The 18,768-nt window shown below is 44.4% G+C and carries 12 protein-coding genes and 1 tRNA gene; 6 read left to right on the top strand and 7 right to left on the bottom strand.

Annotated elements, in window-relative coordinates:
* Positions 1-180: 180 nt before the first annotated feature.
* The 5 genes from P0106_RS06305 to P0106_RS06285 all read right to left on the bottom strand — a co-directional run bounded on the left by P0106_RS06305 (position 181) and on the right by P0106_RS06285 (position 6,922).
* A complete protein-coding gene (locus tag P0106_RS06305; RefSeq protein ID WP_004113891.1) occupies positions 181-1,191 on the bottom strand; it encodes a LacI family DNA-binding transcriptional regulator in 1,011 nt (336 codons plus the stop codon).
* Positions 1,192-1,676: 485 nt separating this feature from the next.
* Positions 1,677-2,108, bottom strand: a complete 432-nt coding sequence (locus tag P0106_RS06300; RefSeq protein WP_042711297.1) for a nucleoside deaminase — start codon at positions 2,106-2,108, stop codon at positions 1,677-1,679.
* Positions 2,109-2,137: 29 nt separating this feature from the next.
* A complete protein-coding gene (locus P0106_RS06295; RefSeq protein ID WP_020759756.1) occupies positions 2,138-2,959 on the bottom strand; it encodes an alpha/beta hydrolase in 822 nt (273 codons plus the stop codon).
* 333 nt (positions 2,960-3,292) lie between these two features.
* Complete coding sequence (gene dcd / locus P0106_RS06290) at positions 3,293-3,874, bottom strand: dCTP deaminase (RefSeq protein WP_004113895.1); 582 nt, start codon at positions 3,872-3,874, stop codon at positions 3,293-3,295.
* A 90-nt stretch (positions 3,875-3,964) separates the two neighbouring features.
* On the bottom strand, positions 3,965-6,922 hold the full coding sequence (locus tag P0106_RS06285; protein ID WP_473730573.1) for a cation-translocating P-type ATPase: 2,958 nt from the start codon (positions 6,920-6,922) through the stop codon (positions 3,965-3,967).
* 213 nt (positions 6,923-7,135) lie between these two features.
* Between P0106_RS06285 and rlmB the strand changes: the two genes are divergently transcribed.
* Together rlmB and P0106_RS06275 are read left to right on the top strand one after the other, a co-directional pair.
* Positions 7,136-8,131 carry a 23S rRNA (guanosine(2251)-2'-O)-methyltransferase RlmB gene (gene rlmB / locus P0106_RS06280; RefSeq protein WP_019261477.1) on the top strand — a complete coding sequence of 332 codons (996 nt, stop codon included), beginning with the start codon at positions 7,136-7,138 and terminating at the stop codon, positions 8,129-8,131.
* A 32-nt stretch (positions 8,132-8,163) separates the two neighbouring features.
* The gene (locus P0106_RS06275) at positions 8,164-9,873 is read left to right on the top strand and encodes an ABC transporter ATP-binding protein (protein WP_174190971.1); all 1,710 of its coding nucleotides are present in this window, start codon (positions 8,164-8,166) and stop codon (positions 9,871-9,873) included.
* A gap of 24 nt (positions 9,874-9,897) precedes the next feature.
* Here P0106_RS06275 and P0106_RS06270 read toward each other — a convergent pair whose 3' ends face one another.
* Positions 9,898-10,608: a nitroreductase family protein gene (locus tag P0106_RS06270; protein WP_009994509.1), complete on the bottom strand. Its 711-nt coding sequence runs from the start codon at positions 10,606-10,608 to the stop codon at positions 9,898-9,900.
* Between the two features lie 9 nt (positions 10,609-10,617).
* The gene (locus P0106_RS06265) at positions 10,618-12,441 is read right to left on the bottom strand and encodes a S1C family serine protease (RefSeq protein WP_048730924.1); all 1,824 of its coding nucleotides are present in this window, start codon (positions 12,439-12,441) and stop codon (positions 10,618-10,620) included.
* Positions 12,442-12,782: 341 nt separating this feature from the next.
* Here P0106_RS06265 and tgt point away from each other — a divergent pair, with 341 nt between their 5' ends.
* The 4 genes from tgt to P0106_RS06245 all read left to right on the top strand — a co-directional run bounded on the left by tgt (position 12,783) and on the right by P0106_RS06245 (position 18,431).
* Entirely contained in the window at positions 12,783-14,108 is a 1,326-nt protein-coding gene (tgt, locus tag P0106_RS06260) for a tRNA guanosine(34) transglycosylase Tgt (protein WP_174142988.1), read from the top strand.
* Between the two features lie 567 nt (positions 14,109-14,675).
* Positions 14,676-14,758, top strand: a tRNA-Leu gene (locus tag P0106_RS06255).
* Positions 14,759-14,926: 168 nt separating this feature from the next.
* Entirely contained in the window at positions 14,927-17,650 is a 2,724-nt protein-coding gene (locus P0106_RS06250) for a sialidase family protein (protein WP_410309210.1), read from the top strand.
* Positions 17,634-18,431 carry a FadR/GntR family transcriptional regulator gene (locus tag P0106_RS06245; protein WP_004116536.1) on the top strand — a complete coding sequence of 266 codons (798 nt, stop codon included), beginning with the start codon at positions 17,634-17,636 and terminating at the stop codon, positions 18,429-18,431. Before P0106_RS06250 ends, P0106_RS06245 begins: the two co-directional genes overlap by 17 nt.
* Positions 18,432-18,768 lie beyond the last annotated feature (337 nt).

The following is an 18,768-nucleotide window of genomic DNA, read 5'->3' as shown; positions in this document are numbered from 1 at the left end:
GTTTATATTGACTTGCGAATTGCGAATAAAACATTAAGTACAATGTGCAAAGTACAGAGTACGAACAATGTTCACTCAAACAATTAATACACGTACAACAAAGTTACAGTGCAATAATCAGTTGAAATACTGATAGATAAACCATTAAAGAATGACGATATTTTGCAGCTTTTTACGAATCTATGCTCGCCCTAGCGATTCGCGAGGGATATACACAGTTTCTACACGCTGCGATTTAACGTCACCATTATTCTCAAGCATATCTAAAAACAGTGCAGCACTTATGTGGCCAATACGTTGAACTTGCTGTGAAATCACAGAAATACGTGGAGTTGCTAGGCGAAACACTTCTACATCATCGAAAGAAATCAATGATATATCTTTGCCTATTACTAATCCTTCTTGAGCCATCACTTGCATTACTCGCAACGCATCTGGCGAATAGCCAATAATAAGAGCTTTCACTCCAACATTAATCATGCGATGCATTACGCTTGCACACGACGACTGGTCAAATCCTGTTGATTCTACGAATACATGCTCTTCGCCAAATATCTCTGAAGCCACGGTTCTAAATGCTTGCTCACGTTCTTGCAACGAGGGCGAAGCAATAATTGGGCCAGAAATATAGCCAACTGAGTGAAAACCATGTTGCAGAACATCTAACAGCGCATCACGAATGCCCTTTGTTGGGTCTGAATCAACTACTGGTACGTGTTCTAAGCCGCCAGCTTGCGGTTCTACGTGGCGATCCATAAACAGCATAGGGAGTCGCTGCTCAATCAGCTTTCTCATAGCTTCAGTAACTTCACCTTGAGGAACTATAATCGCCCCATCAATACGTTGCGAAAGAATACTGGTTATAAATGAATCTTGACGAGATGCACTTTCAGATGATGTTCCTATAAATGCACAATAGCCTGCCTCAAACAATGAGTCTTGAACAGTGTAAGCGAGTTCGGCAAAATATGCGTTACGAATGTCTGGCACAAGCAGTCCTACTGTTTTTGTGCGTAACGATCGCATTGCTTGCGCGCGCGAATCTGGGATATAACCTAATTGAGCAACCGCACGCTCAACTTTTGCCTTGGTGTTTGCCGATATACGACCCGTGTTGTTTAATGCACGAGACACAGTTGACACTGATATTCCAGCATGTTGTGCAACATCGCGAATCGTAATATACGTCATAGCACCTCCCATCGGTAACACTATACAAAACTATACAAGTACAGCATTTAAGATTATTTACATTGCAATTTATATGCTCTGATTTTCTCTTGTATTCTATATTCTAAATTACGTTTTTTCATATACTCCTCTCTTTTGAGAGAATCACACTATGCATCTATGCATATGATGTTTTTACTAACCTCAATCTCACTAAGTAGCTTCATCAGCGCTGACCAAAGTCACCTATGAGATAACGTTTTCACACTCTTCTCGCTTCCGTAGCAAACCTTGTGCGGTAACGTTACCGCAACTATAACATTTAAAAAGCGCAATTGCAAGATAAAAATATTAAGAAATTTATATTATTAAAATAATTATTAGTAAAATAAAATAATTTAAAAATACGAGTAGATAAGATTAAATAAGACACAATAAAAGAAGACAAAACTAGACTATATTGAACAAGGCTAAACAAAGCTAGAAAAGACTTGAGTAAATCAAACCTACCTGCAATTCTTAAAAAAATCGCTTAGAATCTGAACACACTCCGATTCACAAACAGAACCAAAAACTTGCGGATGCGAGCCAACATGAGGATCTCGCAGAATATCCCAAACAGATCCACATGCGCCAAGTTTTGAATCCCATGCGCCAAAAACAACACGCTTTATATGTGTTTGTAAAATCGCACCAGCGCACATAGGACAAGGTTCTAAAGTAACAACAAGCGTGCAATCACTAAGATTCCAAGACTTTTTACTCTCTGCTGCTTGCTTAATCGCAAGAACTTCTGCGTGAGAAAGAGGGTCAGAGTCTCGCTCACGAAGATTAGAGCCGCGGCCAATAATCACACCAGAACCATCTACAACAACAGCGCCAACTGGAACCTCTCCACAATCGGAAGCAACTTGCGCAAGTCGCAATGCCTCTTGCATTAGCGGAACATATTCGCGCGCGCACAAAGTCACATTAACCCCGAAGAAATATTGTGCAAAGCAAACCAAGAGCGAATATCGCCAAGTTCTTCCATATGAACGGCATGGTCAAGTCCGCGGTAACGCTTCTCTTCCAACCACGTATGTTCCTCAAGCCAGGCTGCAGCCGCCGAAAACTCGTAAGGAGGAATAACAGCATCATCCAAACCATAACCAAAGAAAACAGGCGTATTAAGATCTGCAAGAACATCATCATTAAGAGAAATATCCTTGGCAATATTAGGAGCTACAAAGCCAGAAAGCGCAACGGCTGCACGATAACGTTCAGGGTTAAGCCTGAGAATATGAACAGCAAGCGCCGCACCCTGCGAAAAACCAAATGGCACAACAGCGCGATCTTCAGGAACGTTCGCAGCAACCCACTCGTCAATTGCAGCAGCTGCAGCATACATATCTCGATCTAAGTCATCTCCCTGAGGAACAGCATCATGGAACCAGCTGTAAGCGCCTTGATCTAATCGAAGCGGAGCGCGCAAAGAAATCGCATCATTATAAGGGGCAACAACGCGCAGCAAATCAAGCAAATCATCCTCATTGGAACCCCACCCGTGCAGAAGCAAAAGAAGAGGTCTTGTAGCGTAAGCCGACGCTTCTCCGCGAGAATACTTAGCAGCGTTTACATGTAAATCTTCGCCGAATCTGCCTGGAACAACACTAGATTCGCGACCAGCATGTAGACCATTTGAAGCGCTTGCAGCAGAATCCTCACTGCCAAAATCGCCATTATTGTCGTTATTGTCAAACTCGCCGTTGTCGAACTCATCTGAGATCACACCGTTATGATTAGTCATATCTACAGCATACGGCACAGCTTTGGCATTTATAACCCTTGTAATCCGAACACTGCGCTAAACGCATAAACGCTACATAAAAATTTAACCCCGACCGTTTAAGTCGGGGTTTAAATTAAAGGAAAAAATATGAATAAGCTTTCGTGAATTACTTTTTAAGTTTTTCACTAATATTATGAAAACACATAATCCTTAGTGCTGCTAGTACGTTAGCTGATAAGTTCCTGAAAGTTTACTACTTTTCCCCTGATTTTTCTTGATATTCGTTGCTAATCTTACAAATTTAGACTTTCAAATCTAGATTTTCAACTCTAATCTTATAATCTTATAAATTTAATCTTCCAAATTTGCGCGATAGAAGTTCTCATAAGACCTAGATGGTGTTGGACCACGCTGACCTTGATAGTGAGATCCATTAACAGAAGACCCGTAAGGATTTTCGCAAGGAGAACTCAGCTTGAAGAAGCACATTTGACCAATCTTCATACCTGGCCACAATTTAACTGGCAGAGTGCTAACATTTGAAAGCTCCAAAGTAATGTGGCCTTCAAAACCTGGGTCAATAAACCCAGCTGTGGAATGAGTTAAAATTCCAAGACGACCAAGAGAGCTTTTACCTTCTAAGCGCGCCGCAATTGTGGAATCCAACTTCACATACTCCCAAGTGGATCCAAGCGCAAACTCGCCAGGATGCAAAATCCAAGGTTCATCAGGGGCAACCGCAAACTGCTCAGTCAACTCCCCCTGATTTTCTGCAGGATCCACGTAGGTGTAAGCGTGATTATTAAACAATCGGAAGAATCGGTCGAGCCGCACATCAATCGACGCAGGCTGTACCATTTCTGGGGTCCATGGGGTCAAATCAATATGACCCTCGTCATGAGCTTTGAGGATGTCGCGATCAGACAACAGCATAACGTCAAATCTCCTTGCGATAAAACTTCATAAAACAAACACTTAAATACACTAATATGCCAAGTGTAGCGCGTGCCGCGGTCGAAAATATTAGGCAGAAATTGCAACAGAAGATGCAGCTTTGCGCTTAGCAATAAATCGCAAAACGCACTTTCTTAACTCCGAAGCAATAAGCACAACCATTGAAAGCCCAAGGCACTCCACCCACTCCATAAAGTCGAGCGGAACTGTGCCAAACGGGCCATTAAGGAATGGTATATAAATTACAGCAAGCTGCAACACTACGGAAACTGCGATTGCACCCCAAAGCCAACGATTTGCGAACAAGCCAACAAACACGCTTTGCAAATGCGAGCGAGATGCAAGAGCATTAAGCATTTGAGCAAACACAAGAATAGTGAAGCCCATTGTGCGCGCGTGAGTCATTTGAGAAGCATGAGTTAAAACAGTTGTGGAGCGGTCTGTAAACAATCCGCCAGCCAAATGCATGTCCATGCCAATCAGCGTTATAGCTGCCATAATCACACCAATAAACACAATGTCTCCCCACATTGGCTTATCAATAACGCTATCCGTAAGCCTTCGCGGACGCCTATTCATAACATCATCCGTTTGCGGATCAACACCCATTGCGAGCGCAGGAGCAGCGTCCGTAAGCAAATTAATCCACAAAAGCTGCGTTGCAAGAAGAGGTAAAGTCACGCCAACAGAGTTTGGCTGCGTAATTCCCAAAGCGCCAGCAAACACTACACCACCAAACACAGTGAACACTTCGCCAACATTGGAACTAAGCAAATATCTCAAGAATTTACGAATATTGTCGAAAATTCCGCGACCTTCGCGCACTGCTGCAACAATTGTAGAGAAGTTATCGTCAGCCAAAATCATCTTGGCAGATTCTTTAGTGACTTCCGTACCCGTAATGCCCATTGCAACGCCAATATCTGCCGACTTTACGGCAGGAGCATCGTTTACGCCGTCACCAGTCATAGCAACAATATTGCCCTGCCTTTGAAGCGAGGAAACAATCGCAAGCTTGTGTTCTGGAGCAACGCGCGCGTACACGCTCACTTTGCTAATCGCATCGTCGAAAGCAATATTGTCATCGTCTCTAGAAAGCAACTCGTCAAGCTCATCGCCTGTAAGAGCATGCTCATCTTTTCCAATAACGCCAAGGTCGCGAGCGATTCGAGCAGCGGTAAGCGGATGATCGCCAGTAATCATAACAGTTCGGATTCCAGCACGATGCGCTTGAGCAACGCTATCTCGAACTTCGATTCTAGGAGGATCAATAATCGCAACCATGCCGTTCCAAATCAAATCAGACTCCAAAACATCACTTTGTTCAGCAACATCTGCGATTTGGCCGGCAGCGTTAGAAACCATGCCGTCAACTTTAGCTAAACTATCTACGCCAAGCGGCCTATACGCCATTGCAAGAGTGCGATACGCTTCGCCAGAGAGCTTTTCCACGTTTGCAAGAATCTCTTCGCGATCTCCGTCTGTAAGATGACGAACAGCGCCAGCAACTGCGATTCGCGTGCAATAAGAAAGCAAAACATCTGGAGCGCCTTTAGCGCAAACAATAAGATTCCCAGAATCCGAATCGTCTTTAACAACAACAGACATGCGTTTGCGCTCAGAAGTAAACGGCACTTCCGCAACGCGACTAAGATGCGCGTAACGCTTGTCCGCCTTGGTTTTGCGCGCCGCAACAATAAGCGAAACCTCGGTAGGATCGCCAACTGGCTGCCATGCGTCAGACGATTCATTATGGTGCAAATCGCCATCGTTTGCTAAATACCCAGATCCGAGCGCGCCAATCACCTCTGTTGCTAGAGCTGGAGGAACCGCCAAATCCGCATCTAAAGAATCCAGCAAAACCATTCGTCCCTCTGGCTTATACCCACTACCCGTAAGCTGTACTTGGCCGCTAGGCGTTATAACACGCTCAACAGTCATCTCGTTTCGAGTTAAAGTACCCGTTTTGTCGGAGCAAATAACAGATGCGGAGCCAAGCGTTTCTACAGACGAAAGCTTTTTAACAACAGCATGATGCTTTACCATGCGCTGCACGCCAAGCGCAAGAACAACCGTTAAAATAGCAGCCAAGCCTTCTGGAACAGCAGCAACAGCAAGAGAAACGGAAAGAAGCAAAGAATCTATAACATCTTCAATAGTGCGGAATCCTTCAAGCGCCCACATAGACGCAAGCACAACGGCTGCAATAATACACACTGCGATTCCAAGAACCTTAGATACGCGAACCATCTCCTTCTCGAGAGGAGTGGCTTCTTCTTGCGCGCTAGAAAGCATGTCTGCGATTTTTCCAACCTGAGTTTTCATGCCAGTAGAAGTGACTATTGCGCGACCAGTGCCTTGCGTTACGGCAGTGCCATTAAACACCATGTTTGTGCGGTCTGCCAAAGATTTTGGCGAAGCTAGAGTTTCTGGACGCTTGCTAACAGCAACAGATTCTCCTGTAAGGCTTGCTTCCGCAACGCGCAAAGAAGCGGCTGCAATAAGCCTTGCGTCTGCAGAAACAGCATCGCCTTCGCCGAGAACCAAAATATCTCCAGGCACAACATCCGCCGTATCTATGCGCATAACTCGCCCATCTCTAAGAACAGACGTTTGCGGAGCGCTCATTTTTGCCAGCGCTTCAACTGCTTCTTGCGCGCGCGACTCTTGAATATAGCCCAAAACTGCGTTTGCTATAAGAATCACGATTATAACTATTGAGTCAAACGGCAGAACTTCGCCGCCACTTTCGCCACCATGTTGTGCGCGCTCAACAAACCATGCGATTGCGGAAATAATAGTAGCCGCTATAAGCAAGTAAACAAGCGGATCTTTAAATTGTTCGAGGAACCTCTTCCACGCTGGTGTTTTAGGAGCGCTAGCTAAAACGTTCGGGCCAAATTGCGCGAGCCTTTTAGCCGCCTCATCACTACTTAAACCCGTAGAAACGTTTACATTAAGCGAATTTGCAACATTTTGCACGTCTTGCAATGACGGATCTTTGGATTGATCGCTTTGATCAACCATATTTTCCCCCTTGGGAGCGCCGCGGAGTAGTCAATAATCAAAATTTTTACGCAAAGTTGACTCAAAATCTTGATTATTGCGCGGTTGTGGATTATTGCAATAACAATAATTAAGTACCGTTCTATTATGCCACATAAAGCGCCAAATACTAATGCCTCGCTAATGCAGCACCAAAGCATCGTCAATGCCTCGGGGGCATGTGAAAATAAGAATATGGCTATGAAAAAAGGACCGACCAAGGGGTCGGGTGGAAAACATCGTAATGCATTGCGCGGCAAGGGACCTACTCCTAAAGCAGAGGACCGCGTGTATCATAAGGCTTATTTCGCTAAAAAGGCTGCGATTAAGCGCACGTTTGCAGATCCGCGTTTGGCAGCTAGACGCAGAGTAGATAAGTTGGGCACAGATAGCGACGAGTTGGTAATTGGGCGAAATGCAGCTCTTGAAGCTTTGCGCGTAGGCGTTCCTAGCACGCAACTTTATGTTGCAAATCGCATTGAGCATGACGATCGCACGCGCGAAATCGTTAAGCTTGCTGGCATGCAAGGATTGCGACTTTTGGAAGCGGATCGCTTGGAAATGGATCGCATTGCTCACAGCACCAATCATCAAGGCATTATATTAAAAGTGCAGCCTTATCAATATTATTCGCTGCAAGAGCTTGTTGACCGCGCAGAAAAGAAGTCTCGCGCTATGGAGGCGGCGGATTCTGCAGCCGCTCGCATTAACGCGCGCCCATTGTTTATAGCACTAGATGGAGTTACCGATCCGCAAAATCTTGGTGCTGTTATTCGCTCTGCAGCAGCTTTTGGCGCAAATGGTGTAATTTTGCCTGAGCGCAGGAGCGCATCTGTTACGGCTGCCGCTTGGAAGGTTTCTGCAGGAGCAGCGGCGCACTTGCCTGTTGCTCGCGTTGTGAATTTAAACAAGGCGATTCAAGGTTTGCGCGAGCGCGGATGGTATGCGATTGGTCTTGACGGTGGCGGCGACAAGCTTGTTGGCGAAACTGGTTTTGAAACCGATCCGCTTGTTGTAGTTCTTGGAAGCGAAGGCAAGGGCATGAGTCGCCTAACGCGTGAAGCTTGCGATGCTATTGCTGGAATCCCAATTTCTAGCGCTGTCGAATCGCTTAACGCATCCGTTGCAGCTGGAATCAGCTTGTATGCTGTTGCTAACGCTCGTAGGCTTGCCGCTTTGAGTCAAAATTAGTAATTAGCATTGCGAATTAAGAGTTAACAGTAATGCGGATTTTTAAGCCACGCAATTTACAAGATTCACATAACGCGCGCACATTGGCTTTATTATTAGCTTTTGTTTTATACATTGCGATTATTGCAATCGTAATGTGTTTCCACGAACCTTGGTTTGACGAAGCTCAAAGCTGGCTGATTGCGCGCGACTCGTCGCTTGCAGACATTATTAGCGTTAGAACGCATTACGAGGGTCACCCTCCTTTTTGGAATCTTTTACTTGCGATTGCAGCTAAAAATGGCGTTCCATACGAGTTTGGAATTAAGGGTATTCAACTGGTTTGCGCAAGCCTACTGGGTGCGTGGCTTATTTTTAAGTCGCCTTTTAAACACGCAAGCAGCCTTGCAACTTTTCTTATTCCGTTTACTTATTTTGCTTGCTTCCAGTACGGTGTTACATCGCGACCATACGCTTTGCTTTGCTTAAGCTTGCTAGTAGCGGCACATTACTGGAATAGTGCGGATTCTAAGACTTCTAGCGCTTGGAAACTTGCGATTAGTCTTATGTTTATGTGCTTGCTTAGCGTGTACGGGATTGCATTTGCTGCAGGCTTTACAATTGCTTGGATTTGGCGAGTTTTTAGCAAGAATATTAGCAAAACTCTTAATTTTAGCTCCATTCTTCACGCGATTAAAGCAACAATCGCATCAAATTTGGCGCGACTTATATCTTGGGGATTAATCGCCATTTTTGGCATTGCAAACCTTGCTTTTGTATGGCCAGCAAAAAACGCATTCGCCACTCGCGCAACGATTGATGGCAATTCAACAATTGCAAAATGCTTCGCTTTTATATTCGTAATGCCTTCCGAAAGCATGTTTACAAGCTTTTATGGCGATATTTCAATGCGAAGAATGCCTTTTGACTTTTTGCCGATTACAATATGCACGATTTTTAGTCTTGTGATTTGGGCATTTGCAATTAGAATCACCAAGCGCAGAAAACTTCTTACAGTTCTTGTAATCCCTTATCTTGTTCTTACAATCGTAGCCGTTCGCTATTTTACACTTCACCACGCAGGTCTAATCTTTGTGTTTTTGCTTAGTGTGCTTTGGATTAGTCACATAAAAGAGCCGCTTAGCAGTAAGGATATTCCTGCGATTTTTGTTAAAGTCGCCCCTACTAAATTCAGATTTATAAAAAACAAAGCTTTTAAAATCAACCTACTAATATCAATAATCCTTGCACCAAGCCTAATTTGGAACGCGTTTGCTTGCGTAAACGACATTCTGTTTGACTATTCGCCTTCTAGAGCTGTAGCACAATACATATCTAGTAATCACTTGCAAAATAAGCGTTTTGTAGCATCTTGGCTCCATAACGACGAGCAGGTTGACGAAAGTGGAAAAGTTATTTCTCACGAAGAAAACGACACTCACCAATATTCGTGGCTTTTAATAGGCGCAAACCCTTATTTTTCTAAAAATCTTATAGATTGCGCTTACAAAGACAAGACTTTTATAACGAATGAAAGCCCTACTGCAATCCAGCAAGCACAAGAGTTGACGGATTGTGCTGCAAAGGGCGAGCCAGAATTTTTTGTTAGCGAATCCAGCCAGCCGTGGTACTACTTCTTGGCTTTAAACTACAACATTTCGCATTACAATGCGCACGCTGTTTCCAACGTTAAAACGTCTTGGAAGGCTCTTGTTTGGGAAAGCACTGCCACTATTTACGAGCGCAAAGCACACATAAAATAGGCAAAAACGATTGTTTCGCAATCGCTACAGCAGCTCAATCTTTGGATGCTCTGCTCTAAACTCGTTTGTGTGCGAATCGCTAGCATACCCAAGCGCAAATCCAGTTAAAAGCTCCATGTTTTCTGGAACGTCAAACTCCGCGTCTAGCGGATCTCGCCAGGTCGCCAAAACTCCAAGCGGACAAGAGTCAACGCCTAAATCTTTAGCAGCAAGAAACAGCGTTTGTAGCATAAGACCTGCATCCATTGCAGCAAATGGCATAAAATCGCGTCTAGCTAAAACAAAGCCAATAACGGGTGCTCCAAAAGCTTCGAAATTTCTGCGCGTATGGGCGTTCCTGGCTGCAAAATCGTGCCTTTCGATTCCTAAATGCGAATATAACGCTAGACCGAGTTTAGCGCTTCGCTGTTTTAAATCGTCGGGGTACGGCTTTGCAACAGGAACGTCGCCATTAGGCGCTGACTCTTGAGCAAACTGAGCGCGCTCAGATTCGCTCAAACTCTTATCTTTGGCTTTAAGCATTGCATTGCACTTATCTAAATAAGCTTTCACAATGCAATCTTTTTTGCCACCTTGCGCAATCGCAAGCGCATAAGCTCTTGTGTTGCTCCAGCTTGGCGCAAGAGAAGCAGTGTGCAATATTGACTCTAAAACGTTTTGCTCAATCGGCTTGTTTAAAAAGTCGCGTGCAGAAAACCGCTCCGATGCAAGTTGGCAAAAATCTTTGTAAGTCATACTATCAGTTTACCAGAAACCGAATGGGTCAAAAATGCCACCATCGTCAGAATCGTCGTCTCCGCCTCGAGGGAGCTGATCCAAAGGATCATCATCTCCATCTGAAGAATCGCCTCCATTGTTGTTCTGGCTCTTCTTATCGGAAGAATCAGGCTTTTTACTTCCGCGCTTCCTCAAGGATCGAGGGTCTTGACGAGTTGCGCCATTAACAGCAGCTTCTTCTTGGTTAAACTTGACTGTTAGATTGACAGTTCCGTTACCACGAACAACTGTTATTGTTGCCTTATCTCCCAAAGCGGTAGCACGCACAAATCCCAAAAGCGAATAATTGCTTGTCACAGGCTTTCCATTAAACGCCACGATTGTATCTCCAGCACGCATTCCACCTTTTGCTGCAGGAGCGCCAGGAGTTACAGACGCCACTTGAGCGCCGCCGCGCGTAATGTTATTTTGCGTTACGTTCACGCTTTTAACCATAATTCCAAGAGCAACGTGTTTTACAGAACCATTCTTAATAATCTCGTTTACTACGCGCTTAACAAGATTAGACGGAATAGCAAATCCAATTCCAATAGACCCTGCTGTGCCGCCTCTAGCAGAAGTTGCGGCAATAGAAGAATTAATACCGATTACTTTTCCAGCAGCATCAAAAGTTGGTCCGCCAGAATTACCAGGATTGATTGCAGCGTCAATTTGCACAGCATTTGTTACGATTTCCGAACGACTCTGATCATCCATAACGGAAACTGGGCGATTAAGCGCGGAAACAATGCCTGTTGTAGCAGTATCGTCGTAACCAAGAGGATTTCCAATTGCCATCACAGGTTCTCCAACAGCAAGAGCATCAGAATCAGCAAACTCAACTGGTTTTACGTTACTTGGTAAACCGTCTACTTTAAGCACAGCCAAATCGGTAGTTTTATCGGTTCCAACAAGCTTTGCCTTGTAAATCTGGCCATTAGATAGCGTTACTTGCAGCTGTTGCATTCCAGCAATAACGTGATTGTTTGTAACAACATGACCTTGCTTGTCGATTATTGCCCCAGAGCCTTTGCTCATATTCTTGTCATTGCGCGCCTGAATAGACACAACTCCGCCAGAAACGTTTTTAGCAACCGAACGCCAATCTGGAGATTGACCACCTTTTACTACTGCTGTTCCTTTTGAAGATGATTGTGTACCTACATCTGCAAGCGTTCCCGAACCTGGAATAGAAATTAGTCCTTGAGTGATAGCGAATGACATTACAACAACGCATACCACTGCAGAAATAATTGACGACACAATCGCCACTGTTATATTTGAGTTTTCTCTGGACTCTTTTCTAGCGCCACGCTTTTTGTACACTACATGTGGACCCTGATTTGGATTCTGATTTGAACCCTGATTTACGACCTGTACTTCGCCATGAACTGCATCATCCTGATTATCGCCAGCATCGCCATCAGCAGCATCATCACTCAAATCATAAGGATTCCCAAATCTAGAATTTTTAATATTGCCGCTATAGGGATCACCATAAGGCAAGAATGGATTATCCAAATTGTCATCCGAACGCGCATAATCTCCGTTAACTGTGTTTCTTGACGATTCTTCACCATCATTAGCAGTAGAGTCGCCAGCAACCGAAGAGTTTGCAGAATTATTTTCATCACTTCCGTCGCCAGTATTAACAGGACCATATGCACCATATTCCGGAGCAGGACGATAAATCTGAGGTTCACCCTGACTAGTCTGCTTAGTCTCCTCCGTCTGTGACTGTCCTTGTGAAGACTGCTCAGATTGCACTTCACTAGAATCATAGGCCTTAGAATCATAAATATCGTCAGCCATTAATCCTCCTTAAATCTTTTAACACAACATACTCTAATCTGATTACACGCATTCATACAAGTTAATATGAGATTTTTACGCGCTTTAATCTTTCTACACGCAAATAAAGCGTAAGTTAAAATCTAAGATTTAATTTTCTTACAATATGAGTTAAACGTTTTGCTCTTAAAATTACCTGAATATTTAGCCATATAATGCCGTATAAATACCATATAGTTACCGTATGAATACCGTAAAATTAGCTAGCGGTTTTTATAGAAAATACATAAACACGTAAAATTTAACGAACGGTTGCTGACGACTTTTCCGCGTACAATGCCACAACTTATGCGCATATCGTCATGCCTTCTAATAGAGTAAAAGGTATGACTAATCTTATTGAACACCCACGCGGAGCAGAGCCTGGTAAGCCTGGAGATCGCAATGAATTCTCGTTTACAACAAAAACGCGTTTGGAAAATACGGCGGACGGCAAGGGAAAAGATGGAGCTAGATACGGGCGTACAGGCGTGATTCGCACGCCTCACGGGGATATTCATACGCCTGCTTTTGTGCCTGTTGCAACTCAAGCCGCAATGAAGGCCGTGCTGCCAGAGTCAATAAAAGACTTGGGCGGCCAATGCATGCTTTCTAACGCATTCCACTTATATGAGCGCCCTGGTGAAGACATTTTAGACGAAGCTGGCGGTCTTGCAAAGTTTATGAACTGGGATGGTCCAACTTTTACGGATTCTGGCGGATTCCAAGTGCTTTCGCTTGGCGCTGGTTTTAAGAAAACTCTTGCAATGGACGTTACAGGCATGAAGTCCGACGATGTTATTGCAGAAGGTAAAGAGCGTATGGCATTCGTTGACGAGGATGGCGTTACTTTTAAGTCCCCTCTAAACGGCTCAATTCACCGATTTAGCGCAGAAATCTCGATGGGTATTCAACACAAGCTTGGCGCGGATATTATGTTTGCTTTCGATGAGCTTACAACTTTGATGAATACTCGTCGATATCAAGAAGAGTCCGTTGAGCGCACTTTCCGCTGGGCTAAGCGTTGTGTTGCCGAACACAAGCGATTAACCGAGGCGCGATTAGGAAAGCCGTATCAGGCGTTGTATGGCGTTGTTCAGGGAGCGAATTACGAGGATTTGCGTAGGCACGCGGCAGAGCAGATTGCTTCGCTCGACTTTGATGGCGTCGGAATTGGTGGAGCAATTGAAAAGCGCATTATTGGAGACACTTGCGCTTGGATCTGCGATGCTATGCCAGAAAATCGCCCTCGCCACGTGCTTGGAATTGCTGCAGTTGACGACATTTTTGCTTGCGTAGAAAACGGCGGAGATACGTTTGATTGCGTTGCCCCTGCGCGATGCGGCCGAAACGGCGCGATTTTTACTCGCCACGGACGATACAACGTAAAGCGCGCCGAATTTAAGCACGATCAGGGACCGCTTGAAGCTGGATGCGATTGCTACACTTGCACGCATTATTCGCGCATGTATGTTAGCCATTTGCTGCGCGCTAAAGAGATGAACGGATACACGCTTGCTACGATTCACAACGAGCGATTCTTTGTTAAGCTTCTAGACGACATTCGTGCGTCGATTGACGGCGGATATTTTGAAGAGTTCAGAGATGAATCGTTAGCCCATTATTATGAGAATGGCTCGCGTGGATAATTTGCTTGGTGTTGCGCAATCCTTACTTGTTGTTGTGCAATTTCCTACTTAACGTTGCACAAGGGCTGGGTAATTCTTGTCTCACAACGCTCCGCCTATTACGTGTAGTCTAGAGTTGCGGTTGTTCCGTTTTGGCTTTGATTTTGTTTTTTGGTTGAAGTTTATTTGTAGTGGTTGATCATTGGATTATTTGGTATCGGCTGCCGCTCTTATACTGTTCGACCAAGAATCACCCAGCCCTCTTACATGCTTGAGCAATTGCGTATAGCTTAATCACCGAGATTCTCGATTTTTCTTGCTGCTTCAGCGAATCACCATTTCATGCTGAGGTTCGCTTCATACGCTGCGAAAAATCTCGAATCTCTACCTTGCTTTGCGTAATCATGTAGTGCGATTGTACTGAATTTCGACGTTTTTTGATACAAACGCACTACATGATTACGCACTTTGTAGCTCAAAACAGCAATTAGAGCAACAAAAAGCGGAAAAGTTGACGAGTTTTGCATAAACACACAAGTGTCAATATTTGCTAAACGGCTGCAAATATGGTAGCTTTGTGGTCTGTATGCGAACGTGGCGGAATGGTAGACGCGCTGTCTTCAGGTGGCAGTGAGTGTATACTCGTGCGGGTTCAAGTCCCGCCGTTCGCACTCTTTAAGAACGTTGGTTTTTCAACGTTCTTTTTTGTTTTGTAGCATCATCTTACAACAGTTGCGCGTTTGCTTAAAAATGTGTGATAGACTGAATAGTGAACGTCATAAGACGTCAGACGTGTTAAAACATAGTGGTTTTAATTTTTCTGGTCATGGAGGACTAAAATGGAACGTCGTTCAACGAAGACGACGAGCCTTATTGAAGATATCGCGGATATCAAAGGTTCGGAGCACACGCGATTCAACCATGCCACAATAAAAATTACACCATCTAGTGAAATCAAAAAATATAGCGAAAACGAATCGGGAATCAATCGCAAAGATAAAAACGAGGAAATAAATCAGAACGAAGGAATAATAGGGTTTAAATTTGTAGCAAATTCGGATTGTGATTTATTAGATATTAAGCCCGCGCAAAAGTCGGAAGCTTCTGCACAACAAGAGCACACAACTCCAATAATAAAAATAAGTATTAAAGAAGACGCTCCCCTGCTTAGTGCACAAAATCTTTTAGAAGATAGCGCCGACGCAAACGGTGCGAAAGAAATTGCACTACAAATGGAAGATGCGCTAGGCGCATGCGACGGGCGCGAACACGATTTTGCAATAACGTACGGAAGTTTTGGAAGCCGATTCTATTTAGACGGATACCAATGCTTTGCGAGCGCAACGAATCTTGGGCCGCAAAGAGTGAGCGGAAAAGCGGCCGAAGTGTGTGCAGCGCAGGCAGAATCTTCGCAAATCTACGACTTTTACTACTCAAGTCACTTGCCAAATCCAGAAGAAATCGCAAATTCGGCCACTCAAGCACAGCCAGACATATGGTTTGCAGGACCTACGATTTGTGCAAGAGACATAAAACGCGTATCTTGCAACTCAAGCGGAACTTTGCACATTCAATTTAGATTGCGCGGACCTGGCCAACATGGAGTGCTTTTTGCTGCTGGAACTGTTGGAACAAAAACTAATCTAGAATCTAGCGGAAAAATAAGCGTGTACGCAGGACCAGAAGGCATAAAAATCACGCTAATCGACAGCGAAACGTGCGTAAAAAGCGTAATCGAAGCAGCCGCAAGCGTTGACGACGGCGAATGGCACGACTTGATTATTCGCGCAAATCGCGGAGCAACCGACATTTACGTAGACGGATACAGCCAGTCGCACAACATAGGACAATTCTGGTTTGCAAACATACCAGAATTAAACGCAGTGAGTATAGGCGAAGACTTGCGCGGAGTGCGATTAATGGGCGAAGCTAGAACAGGCGGAATCTACTTTAGCGCACTAACCGAAGGACAAATCCAAAGAATATCAAGAGTAAAGCCGCTTGTAACAACCGCATTATTCGATACGGGATATGCGAGCTCTCGCAGCTACAGAATACCGTCTCTTGTAAAAACGCGCATGGGAACGCTAATCGCAGGAGCAGACCAGCGAACAAGCGTTTCAAACGACGCTCCAAACCACATAAACTTTGTGATTCGCAGATCCACAGATGGCGGAAAAACGTGGAAGCCTTTGCAAACCGTAATCAACATGCCTGGCAAAAACCTTGGAAAACTGGGCGCGAGCGCAATCGACTCCTGCCCCATTTTAGATCCAGCGGGAAAAAGCGAAAGAATTAACGTATTAATAGACCTTAATCCTAGCGGAATTGGGCTAACAAATTGCAAAACCGCTGTAGGCGTAGACGCGTGCGGAAGAATCAAGCTTATAGACCGCTTAGGTGGCAACTACGCGGCGGCAATGGATGGAAGCGCGGCCGTAAAATTGCCATGCGATTCTAGCGAAAAAGAATGCGCAACAAAGTGGCTAGTTTTCCCAGACGGAAGTATAAAAAATTGCGATTCGCACAATGACTTACGCAATAACTCGCACAGTAAACAAACTTGCGACAGTTCCACGTGGAACATATGGAAATCGCAAGAAATTGCAAGCGAAAGTCAGCCATTATTTGCCGAAAAAACGTGTTATATAGCTCAAATCTACTCGGACGACGACGGCAAAACATGGAGTGTGCCACGCTTAATCGACCACATGGTTAAGGAGCCATGGATGAGCTTCGCTGGAGTATGCCCAGGGAACGGAATAGTTATTAGACAAAGCGAGAAACATTACGGCAGAATACTCGTGCCATTCTATTGCAGCGGCAAAAGCAAATCGCACTATTCTTCGGGAGCGCTTATTTCGGACGACGACGGCAAAACATGGAGCCGAGGCAAAATGATTAACGAAGGGCGATTGATCAACGGAAAAATCGTAGATCCTGTAACAATGCAAGACGACGATGCAACAAGCTCCGAAACCGTGTTTGTTGAGCGCAAAAATGGCGATATTCTGGCCTTCTTCCGCAATCAAAATCGCTCGGGATGTGTAGGCAAAGCCATTAGTCATGATTGCGGAGAAACTTGGAGCGAGCTAATTTTTGACACAAGTTTGCCAGAGATATTCAGCCAGCCGAGCGCAACCTGTTTTAACAGCGAAAATGCAGAAAACGCAGACTGTATAGCGTTTGCAAACGCAAGCCAAATGATGCCTTATCGCGGTCGCGGAGTTGTGAGATTTAGCTACGACGGCGGAAAAACATGGGCAAAAAACGTGTGCATAAACCCATTCCACCACGTTTATCAATGCCTTAGCTCTAGCAATAAACGAACTTTGCAACTACTGTGGGAAAGAGAGACTACTGGAATTTATATAACGGCAATAGATTCCAATCTTTGGAAGCAGGATAATTTACAAATAGATTTTAAAAGCAATGCAAAAAGTTTAAACAATACAGACTTAGATTGTATAAAAAATAAAATAAACACAAGTGAAAAAATGAAAGATTTAGAAGAAGGAAGCCTTACGCGAACTGAAAGGAGCCAACATGGAAGAGACATTTAGCAGCCATGAAGACGACGAGATGACAACACTAGATCGTTTATCTTTCTTACAGGCAAGCTCAAACTCAAACTCCGCTCCAATCACAGCCAGAAAACGCTGCGATGAAACAATGGATGCAATCAGGTCGCTTATCTTAAGAGAACGCTTGCAGCCAAAAGATATGCTGCCAACAGAACCAATGCTTTGCAACTTGATTGGTGCATCAAGGTCATCTGTGCGCGAGGCGATTCGCAAGCTGGAAGCGCTTAATATTGTGGAAGTTAAGCAAGGGAAAGGCATGTTTGTTGGCTCATTATCGCTTGACCCAATGGTGGAAACACTCGCTTTTCGCTCCTTAATCTCAATAAATAAGAATTTTGAAGATTTAAGCGATGTTGTAGAAATGCGAAAATTCCTAGACCTTGGATGCGCGGATAAGGTGGTTGAGTCACTTAAAGGAACACAGCAGCCAGAATTGGAGGCGCTTTCTGAAATAATGACCAAAGAAGCACATGCTGGAAAAACGTTCTTGGAACAAGACATTGCTTTCCACACTGGTATTTTGCGCGCGGTAAACAATACGATTGCAGAGCAATTCGTGCGATGCTTGTGGCTTGTGCATATGGCGGTTTTGCCACAATTGGGATTGGAAGTTTCGGACGAGCTTGAAAAAACCGCTAGAGCGCACGAGCTTATGCTTAAAACAGCCATTGCGGGAGACGCAGATGGATATAGACAGGCTGTAAACGACCATTACGAGCCAATTCAGTCTATTTTGCTTAATAGACTGCAAAAGAACTAAAGCACGTACATTCTCTTACAAATCGACGATTTCGAGCTGCATAATGCGTCAACTATTTCCGCTTTTTGTTGTTAGACACGCCGTTTAGAGCTACAAAAAGCGGAAAAATCGCTCGCGCTGACTGCATCAAATGCGGTGGAGATTCGAGATTTTTCGCAGCGAATGAAGCGTATCGTTCGCGCGTTACAGCGCGAACGTAGAAACACCCAGCCCTCATACAACAGTAAGCAAGGAAAAGCACACTCACATCTTTGCCACAGTAAAAGAACACCACACTTGATGCATATGAAATGAAAGAACCGCTCCCTAACTAAACGAGAGCGGTTCTTTCATCTTC

It is taken from the genome of Gardnerella sp. c11Ua_71, from assembly GCF_055818025.1.
The sequence above is the reverse complement of the archived record's forward strand: the minus strand, read 5'-3'. Positions and strand labels throughout refer to the sequence as shown.